Raw genomic sequence first — 9,313 nt, forward strand, 5'->3', positions numbered from 1 at the left:
AAACTGCTTTCTCACACGTTGGGTATTTTTGCCAATTTTAAACAAGGTAAAAGTCAACGCGACTGGCTTCAGCAAGCCAACGTTATAGGATGTTAAAGTCGAGCATCGCGTTAACTTCTGTAAATAACGGGCTATACGCTGGCTGTTGGAATCCTGACGCTGGCTACCAGAGATTAAGGTTAACTTCATACGGTAATATTCCTTTTATTTTTAATTTGCATTTTTAATGTTGTAGGGTTGTGGAGCTATTTGGATCCTATTTCTGGGTCTGGGTATAGAAAGCCAAACCGCGATGATAATGATGCAGGCTCCTATAAATTGGAAGAAAGAAAATGTTTGCTTTAAAAAAATAAAGCCAAGTATGCACGCCGATAATGCACTCATAAAACCTAAAAAAGATATTGTGACAACCGGTAGTTTTTCAATTCCCCTAAACCAAATAATGTAAGAAAAGACCGCACCGATAAGGCATAAATAACCATAGCCAAAGATATTAGTTAATGTAATCTGATGCGGTATTCCCTCAGTTAAAATAGCCACCGGCAGTAACATCATTCCACCTAACATTAATTGCCAGCCAGTGAAACTTAGTAACGATAAATTAGTAGGGCGGTTCCAATATTTGGTTAAAACAACACCCAATGCCATACAGCCACAACCGGCAAAACCAGCAATAATTCCCTGCCAGTTTAAACGTGTGTTTGCATTGGTTACGAGGAGTGCAATACCTATAATCCCAAGAATTGCTGAAGCGATATGCATTTTCGTCAGCGGGGTTTTAAGTAGAAAAGTACTTAGCAGAATAACAAAAATAGGCTGACATGACATAATCAAAGCGGCTGTTCCTCCGGGAAGGTACCAAGCAGCCATAAAAAGGAAATAAAAAAAGGCGCCGATATTTAATAACCCGAGAATAGCCAGACGGAACCACCATATTCCCTTTGGAAATGTACGGCAAATTAACAGTAATAAAATTCCGGCAGGTAGTGCTCTGAGAGTTGCAGCAAGTAAGGGAGTATTATGTGGCAACATTTCAGTAGTAATAACATAAGTGCTTCCCCATACAATTGGTGCTAATGCAGTAAGCATAAGATTACGGAGCATTGTAGTTTCCTGTGTTATTTTTCCTTTGTTTACAGTTTCATCTATCGTTTTTCAAGTTGTAGTTTTGTTAGCTTCGTCTTGAAATTCAAAGGGTATAGATGCTAAAAATCAACTGCAAACTTCATTTTAAAAAGTATCTTTATGTAAAGATAAATTAAAATAATAGCCTATACAAATTTTATCAAGTATCTTTTCACAAAAATAAATGAATAGGGAAAAAACATGAAGTACGATCACGTTGACCGTTTACTCATACAGTGGGAACAACAACGTCCAGATCTTGACCCATCACCGATGGGCGTTATCGGGCGTTTATGCCGGGCGAATAAAATTATTGAACAACGGTTGCAGGCTACATTCAAAACCTTTGACCTGAGCGCTATTGAGTTTGATATTCTTGCGACACTACGCCGTCATAATTCTCCAATCACACCAACCGAAATGTATCAGTCAGTTATGTTAACTTCAGGCGCAATGAGTACCCGTATTGAACATATGGTGCAGCGTGGGTTAGTTGAACGTGCGGCTAATGATAAAGATAGACGCAGTTGTAAAGTCTCTTTAACTTCAGAGGGAAGAGCGCTGATCGATAAAGCGGTTGAAAGTCATTTAGAAAACTCAAGAGAGATTCTTAGTGCATTATCGAATGAACAACAAGAGCAATTAGCTATGCTTTTGCGTCATTGGTTACTAGCAAATGAGTCAGATATTTAGGATTAGTCTGATAATTTTGATTTTTTAAAAGAATCTTTTTAAAAAAATATTTCTTAATGTGATGTAAAATAACTTTAGTAAAAAAGTTCATTAAGAAATGAAAAGAAACTTTGCCCCGATTTAACTCAGGGCAAAGTCCGGGAGGTCAATCAGAGATTAGAATTTCACGTTAAATCTGGCCCAATAAGTACGGCCCGGCTCGTTAACAGGCGTATTGGCAGAATAACCAAAACCATCATTTCCTGCACGATTGAGGTGTTCGCTGTAGGTTTTATTAAAAATATTGTCAACACCGGCACTGACCTGCATATTTTTAGTCACCTTATAGGCGGCATTAGCAGAAAGAATGGCAAAACCGGCACTGCGATCAAAATCCCTTCCGGCTACACTGCCTTCATTCATCACAATCTGGTTTTGTTTGCTGACTACACGCAATAAACCGTTGCTCGTCCAATCGCCATACTCCCAGCTCAGACCAAAGCGGGCTTCCAATGGTGGAGTTTGTGGCAGTGGACGATGGTTGGAATTATTTCTCGCCCAAGAATAAGCCAGACTTGCATTGGTTTTCCAATTTTCATTCAGATGATAGCCAATTCCCATTTCACCACCCAGTATGGTGGCATCAATGTTGCTAACGTTATCGGCTTTTTGACCGGCATAATGGAACAGAATAAAGTCATCGATTTTACCTGCATAAGCGGAAATCCAGCCTTGCAAATGATGATCGTTATAATGAGCCCCGATATCTAACTGCGTTGTTTTCTCTGTTTTCAGTTGATTGAAAACACGGCCTTTTGACCAGAACAACTCCCAAAAATCTGGGAAGCGCTCAGTATAACCAACACCGGCATAGAACATCACCGGAGCTTCTTTCAGGTTATGTTCATATCGGACAAAACCGGCTGGTAAAGTATCGGTTCGTTCTTCCCGCTTTTCCTCGGTTTTTTGAGGATATCTATCCACCAGAACACGATCTAAACGAGCACCGCCAATTACCTTGCTTTGTTCGTCAGCATCCCAGCTCAGCTCGCCAAAAACACCATAATCACGGAAACGGGCATCTTTTTGTGATTGATTACGGTGCGTATTAGTCTGCATATCCACACCGCTTTGTAATGTGAAATCTTCCCAAATCCATGTACCCATCATGCGTCCGCCCAGAGTTTTGCGATCTACCTGATGAGACATTTTCATGCCATTACCATGCCCACCGTGTCCTCCATGACTACCATGATTCATGTGGCTACTTTTCATATGCCCATTTCCGTGCCCCATATGGCTGTCACCATGTCCCATTTTCATTGCTGCAAGGGAAGGGCGGGATAAATTATCCATTACATGAGTAGTGGCGTTGTAATAAAAATTAGTCTCAAACTTGTCAAATACATCGCCGATATTGGATTTTTCAAAGCGCATTCCCAAACTTTCGCGTTTGAATTTCGAACCATCCATTGCTCGACCAGCATAGCGAGCCTTTCCATCTCCCTGTCCGGCATTTAACTCCAGCAGGGTATTATCATCCGGTGTCCACCCCAATGCCACATCCGTATTCCACTTTTTCCAATGGGAAGGAATGCGATACCCGTCACCGTCTTTGTAGTCATTAGAGCGGGATTTATTACCGATAAGGCGCATATAGCCATACTGATTGCCGAAACTCAGGTCTGCATTACCATCCCAGCGTCCGTTAGAACCAGCGACTGTGCTGATATTACCTTTAGCATCCGATTCTGAAAATTGTGGGCGGGAGCGTTCAAAACGAATAGTTCCTGCGGAGTTCCCCGGCCCCCAAAGAACAGTCTGCGGTCCTTTAACCAAACTCAAAACATCATAACTTTCTGGTGAAATATATGAACTTGGGGCATCCATCCGTGACGGGCAAGAACCCATAACTTCGCCGTCATCAATCAACATCCGTAAGCGAGAACCAAACATCCCACGGAATACCGGATCGCCATTAGTTCCGCCACTACGAACCTGAGAGAATCCCGGAATGGTTTTCAGATAATCTGAACCATCACTGGCGGGAACGGGTTGACGGGGAGTTTTGAGTGAGGAAAAAATATTCAGGGGCGAAACAGCCGGAGCAGTTACGGTAATGACTGATTCACTTTCATAGGCTACATTTCCACGAACTGAGTTTAAATTTTTTGTCTCTTCAGCACGTTCTTTTGTGGCAGCCATACCATTTGGAATAAAGAGTGCGATAGCTAAAGCCGTAGCCAAAGGCGATGCGCGAAACAATTGTGTAGCAGACATGAAAAATATTCCTTAATTAATCACAAATCCTGTTTTTGAATTTGTTTAAAACAATACCGACTTGCCAAAAATGATTGCAGGCAAGAAAAATAGATGATTTATTTATTCAGATAAGCGAATTAATTAAGGGGTGGTGCGCGTGGTTGTGACTCACCATAGAACAGCCGGATAGCCGGGCCAGAAAAGCGGGGTGCTGGTGGCGCACGGGAAATCGTCAGCGTCAGCAAGATGAAAGGAATAAATGAACCTGACAATAACGGCAGGTTAATCAATAGCTGGCAATAACCACAGGCAATATCATCCATCAGCCCCATATGAACATGATCAACGCCATGATGATTCATGCTGTCTGATTGATGGTGACTATTTTGCATATCAGGCATTGGCATACCATGACATGCTTCATTTTTCATACCACCGCGATGATGTTCCAGTGTTTTTGATACCACCGGAGCAATGAACAGCATCAGAATTGCCAGCAAGGCAATCCAGGCAGGTGTTCGGCGCTGTGATAGATGAAAAAGTGATAACAAACTATTGATCCGGATCAATACTAACGATTGGGCGCCAATCTTACTGTATTTTTACTGATTTTGTTAAAGAATTTTTCTCTGATTATTTGGCGTTAGCACTTTCCAATAGTTTAATGATGTCTTTATATCCACGTTGGCGAGCATGAGTAAGCGCAGTAACCCCGTTTTTATCCGGTATGTTAACATTAGCACCGCCCTTAATTAGCCGATTAATAATGTCGACATAAACCGAAGAACCATTACCTAATACGACAGCTTCCATTAACGCCGTCCATCCTAATTTGTTAATGTGATTAGGATTAACACCAGCATCCAGCAGGATCTGTACCGTTTCAGGATGCCCTTTTTCGGCGGCGGGGATCAGCGCAGTCCCTCCATAGCGGTTGGTATCTTTCAGGTTCGCGCCATGATGTAAAGTTGCAATGAGTATTTTATTGTAGCCCTGTGCTCCGGCCAGCAAATAAGGCGTATCGAGCTGTCTATCTTTAGCATTGACATCTGCACCGCTCTGGATAAGGAAAATAGCAATCGCAACATAATTATGCTGTGTAGCCAGCATGAGAGGAGTACGCTGTTGCCCGTCACGCTCATCAAGTAAAGTTTGATCATCATTCAATAGGGATTTGACGGTTTCTATATCGTTCTGATTGACAGCATCATGCAAAGGGTTTGCATACACGTTGACATTTAACAAACAAAAAAGAAAAGTGAAATAAATTGGAATATATTTAAATTTCATCTTGATATACCTAATTAATGTGAATATGTAGGATTCAGAATCCGAAATTATCATTTGATTGAGAAATGAATATTTTCGTTTTTTAATTGCGCTATATCAGTTCTATATTTAATTTATTCAGAGGTATAAGGATAAGATATTTTACATCAAGATAACCCTATCATATTTGCAGGATATTTTTGATATGCATTTTTAGACTGGTAATATCAATTTTATTAAGTGTCTAATATCCTAACTCCTCCAAAAACAACCCAAGAATTGCATTAGTTCGTTTACCTTTGCGTGTCACGATTGAGATTTTAGAATCATAATAAATTTGCTCAGGCAACAATGCCTTCATAAAACCTTTCTCTACCCAGATGCGAGCATAGTGATCCGGAAGAAATCCCACGAACTTACCGGTAAGAATTAAAAATGCAATGCCTTCGCGATCAGATGCTGTTGCCGCGCTGTTCAGCAACTTATGATGATTCATTGCTTCAGTACTTATACGATAGCCGGGAATAACGGCATCCAGTTGATTTAACTGCTCAGTATCAAAGTTATCCGCAAGCAGAAATGCTTCATGTGTATTACTACAATAAAGATATGACCGTTCATTGTAGAGTGGTAAGTAATTTAATCCCGACAATGGTGTGATAAAAGGTAGGGCACCCACCTGTAATCGTCCATCCAATATACCTCGTTCAATTTCTGTCGGAGTACTCATACTAATATTAATTATAATATTGTCACTTGCTGAACGCAGTCGCTCCAGCGCGTTAGTAATCCGCATCATTGGTTGTGTTACAAGGTTATTAATAATGCCAATATTAAATTCTCCCCGTAACTGCTTATGTATTTGATTGACATGCTGGCGGAATTCTTCAATTGACGCCATCATGGTTTCACTGGCTCGCAGAATTTCCCGCCCTTCATCCGTCAGAGAAAAACCAGCGCGACCACGCTGGCACAAGCGCATGCCCAAACGCTTTTCCAAATCACCCATATGAAGGCTTATTGCTGAACGAGTGATACCGAGCAGGCTTTCAGCCGCGGAAAAGCTGCCACATTCTGCAACGATCTTAAATATACGTAATAATTTCAAATCAAAATCAGTTACTTGCCTAAAGTTTGCAGGTTTCATTTACGTGAGTAAACTCATAACTAGTGATTCAATAAATAAGATTTAACTTGAATATCGTTTTATTGCAAACTCACTGTGATGACTTTTTGTTACATTTTCGTGCGAGGAGTTAAAAAAATGTCAGATAGCAATACCGTTCAAGCCCGTTCCTTCCATGTTAATCCATCCCATGATCTGAATTTAAAAGCACACTGGATGCCGTTTAGTGCCAATCGTCATTTTCAGCAAGACCCACGCATGATTGTCTCTGCGGATGGTCACTGGCTGACGGATGATAAAGGTCGCCGTATTTACGACAGTTTATCTGGTTTATGGACTTGCGGAGCAGGGCACTCACGCTCAGAAATTCGTCAGGCCGTTTCTGAACAATTAGGTACATTAGATTACTCACCCGGTTTCCAGCATGCTCATCCACTGTCATTTCGGTTAGCAGATAAAATCGCCAGTCTGATGCCCGGCGATTTAAACCATGTATTTTTTACCAATTCAGGTTCTGAATCTGTTGATACAGCAGTAAAAATAGCACGCGCATACTGGCGGATAAAAGGGCAGCCGACTAAAACCAGAATGATTGGCAGAATGCGCGCTTATCACGGTGTTAATATCGGAGGAACAAGTCTTGGCGGTATTGGCGGAAATCGCAAGATGTTCGGTCAATTGATGGAAGTTGACCATCTGTCACACACCTTACAAAGCAATATGGCATTTACTAAAGGCGTTCCGGCAACTGGCGGCATTGAATTGGCTGATGAACTACTGAAACTGATAGAACTTCATGATGCCAGTAATATCGCCGCTGTTATTGTCGAGCCTATTGCCGGATCTGCCGGTGCGATTGTTCCGCCACAGGGTTATCTGCAACGTTTAAGGGAAATATGTACCCAACATAATATCCTGCTGATTTTTGACGAAGTTATTACCGGATTAGGCCGTTTAGGGCGCTGGACAGGGGCTGAATATTTTGGTGTCACTCCGGATATTCTTACTTTTGCTAAGCAGGTCACAAATGGTGCAATCCCTCTTGGTGGTGCTGTTGTCTCCAGTGAGATCTATAACACATTCATGTCACAACCTCTTCCTGAGCATATGATTGAATTCAGTCATGGGTATACTTATTCTGCTCATCCTGTAGCCTGTGCCGCTGGTCTGGCAACGTTAACATTGCTGGAAAAGGAAAATCTGATCCAACAATCTGCTGAATTAGCGCCTCATTTTGAAAAAATCCTGCATGAACTCAGGCATTGCCCTAACGTTGTGGATATTCGTAACTGTGGGTTAATTGGCACCATCCAAATTGCACCACGGAATGGCGATGGCGTGATACGTCCTTTTGAAGCCGGAATTGCATTATGGAAAGCCGGTTTTTATGTTCGCTTTGGAGGTGATGGGTTGCAATTCGGCCCGATGTTTAATGCTAAACCAGAAGACCTTGACCGGATGTTCAATGCAGTAGGTGATGTTTTACATCAGGTTAAATAAAGGGAAAGAGTCCTATCCGATTTTATCTATAGAATTTGTAGATTTCTTTCAATCATACAACTATCAAAAAATTAGCAGACGAAGAACAACGGAGAGATAAAATACATGAGTGATAGCGAAAAGCGTAGTAAATGGGTATACGAATTTTTTGAATTCATTGATAACAGAGAGTTTAATAAAATTTTAAACCTTGTCACCAAAGATGTTGTATATGAACGACCCGGCTATTCAACAATTCAAGGAAAGGAGTCTTTATTTAATTTTTATTCGAAAGAAAGAGTAGTGCTAGAGGGTAAACATACAATAACAAATATAGTCACTGAAGGAAGTTTCTCTGTATTTAGCGGTGTTTTCTCTGGTACATTGAAAAATAAGGAGCGTATTGAACTTTCGTTTTGTGATTTTTGTCAGTTTGACAATCATTTGTTAAATAAAAGGAAAACCTTTTTCTACTCTCCTCTGATTTAGTTTTTCGGAAATGTCCCACCAATACCCACTTTATAGAACAAGGTTTTATAACTTGGTGAGGTGGCTTCCATCTCGTTTCTGACTAATATAAATTTGATGCTAAGCAAAGACCCTGTAACCCATTTTGGCTTTGTTTGGCTTTGTTTCCGGATTCGAGTGAACTAGATTAGAAAATTAATAGTGACAATTAATGGCGAGGTATAAATGAAAATTACCAACCCCCCAAGAATTCAGATCCAATGGTGGAGCGCTCCGCTCGCCGTATTGCTATCACTTGCTCTGTTTTTTGTTCTGAGTAGTCTTGGTGTCTTTTGCAACCTTAATGATATGATTTGTTCCTTTTTTATGGGCGCAATTCCGGTTTTCCTGTTTTTCGGAATAAATTTTGCTGTCGCCCAGCGAAAAGCCCGGAAACAAAAACCATGATATCCACTGCTCTCAATCAACCAGATAATTCACTGAAGACAAACCAATTAAATCTATTCTATTGCCTTACCAAGGTATCTGAATTTATTAAAGTGCAACACTTTTTGTTTTTGAATGTTTTTATATATCAATGTAAATTTCCCTTAACCAGTTAGAACTGTCTAATTTATCCACTTATCTAAACGACAAGTATTCCTGTAGGTGAGGGCATACTGTGCTCGTGTTGGCTGAGGTTCTTGCTACTCTGCAATATGGTTTGTTTTTGGTGAGGCAAAGGGGTTAGTGTTGAGAGATTTTATTTTATCAAAAGATGTAAGAAATTCATTCTGGTCACAATTAGATGAAGTGGATAGTTATAGCTAAATCAAAATAATTAGACATATTTTACATGCGTCATAAACAGTTCATCAATTGAACACCTTTCTCGTCTTCTTATCGCTTTGACTTCAGCCCATTTCGGTTCGA

8 protein-coding genes and 1 pseudogene are annotated in these 9,313 nt (G+C 40.7%); 4 read left to right on the forward strand and 5 right to left on the reverse strand.

All coding sequences use genetic code 11. The features are described from left to right. Nucleotides 1–96: pseudogene (locus tag AACX68_RS20055) on the forward strand (IS982 family transposase); the annotation flags it as partial. 114 nt (nt 97–210) lie between these two features. On the opposite strand, the gene AACX68_RS03525 reads toward AACX68_RS20055, so the two are convergent. After that, nucleotides 211–1,089, reverse strand: a complete 879-nt coding sequence (locus AACX68_RS03525; RefSeq protein ID WP_228860608.1) for an EamA family transporter — start codon at nt 1,087–1,089, stop codon at nt 211–213. 237 nt (nt 1,090–1,326) lie between these two features. On the opposite strand from AACX68_RS03525, the gene AACX68_RS03530 reads away from it, so the two are divergent. Then, entirely contained in the window at nt 1,327–1,818 is a 492-nt protein-coding gene (locus AACX68_RS03530) for a MarR family winged helix-turn-helix transcriptional regulator (protein WP_228860609.1), read from the forward strand. Nucleotides 1,819–1,974: 156 nt separating this feature from the next. Here the strand turns inward: AACX68_RS03530 and AACX68_RS03535 are convergent, their stop codons facing one another. The 4 genes from AACX68_RS03535 to AACX68_RS03550 form a co-directional block, all read right to left on the reverse strand. Further along, the gene (locus tag AACX68_RS03535) at nt 1,975–4,077 is read right to left on the reverse strand and encodes a TonB-dependent receptor domain-containing protein (RefSeq protein WP_228860610.1); all 2,103 of its coding nucleotides are present in this window, start codon (nt 4,075–4,077) and stop codon (nt 1,975–1,977) included. Between the two features lie 119 nt (nt 4,078–4,196). Continuing rightward, nucleotides 4,197–4,610, reverse strand: coding sequence for a DUF2946 domain-containing protein (locus tag AACX68_RS03540; RefSeq protein WP_228860611.1), 414 nt, complete (start codon nt 4,608–4,610; stop codon nt 4,197–4,199). Between the two features lie 82 nt (nt 4,611–4,692). Continuing rightward, nucleotides 4,693–5,349 (reverse strand): ankyrin repeat domain-containing protein, encoded by a 657-nt coding sequence (locus AACX68_RS03545; RefSeq protein WP_228860612.1) that lies wholly within the window; start codon nt 5,347–5,349, stop codon nt 4,693–4,695. Between the two features lie 223 nt (nt 5,350–5,572). Beyond that, nucleotides 5,573–6,475 carry a LysR family transcriptional regulator gene (locus AACX68_RS03550; protein ID WP_228860613.1) on the reverse strand — a complete coding sequence of 301 codons (903 nt, stop codon included), beginning with the start codon at nt 6,473–6,475 and terminating at the stop codon, nt 5,573–5,575. Between the two features lie 117 nt (nt 6,476–6,592). Between AACX68_RS03550 and AACX68_RS03555 the strand changes: the two genes are divergently transcribed. Further along, nucleotides 6,593–7,954, forward strand: a complete 1,362-nt coding sequence (locus tag AACX68_RS03555; protein ID WP_228860614.1) for an aspartate aminotransferase family protein — start codon at nt 6,593–6,595, stop codon at nt 7,952–7,954. A 105-nt stretch (nt 7,955–8,059) separates the two neighbouring features. Further along, nucleotides 8,060–8,422 (forward strand): nuclear transport factor 2 family protein, encoded by a 363-nt coding sequence (locus tag AACX68_RS03560; protein ID WP_228860615.1) that lies wholly within the window; start codon nt 8,060–8,062, stop codon nt 8,420–8,422. Nucleotides 8,423–9,313 lie beyond the last annotated feature (891 nt).

Origin of the sequence: Xenorhabdus sp. PB61.4, assembly GCF_963894935.1 — a bacterium.
Lineage (GTDB): Bacteria > Pseudomonadota > Gammaproteobacteria > Enterobacterales > Enterobacteriaceae > Xenorhabdus > Xenorhabdus stockiae.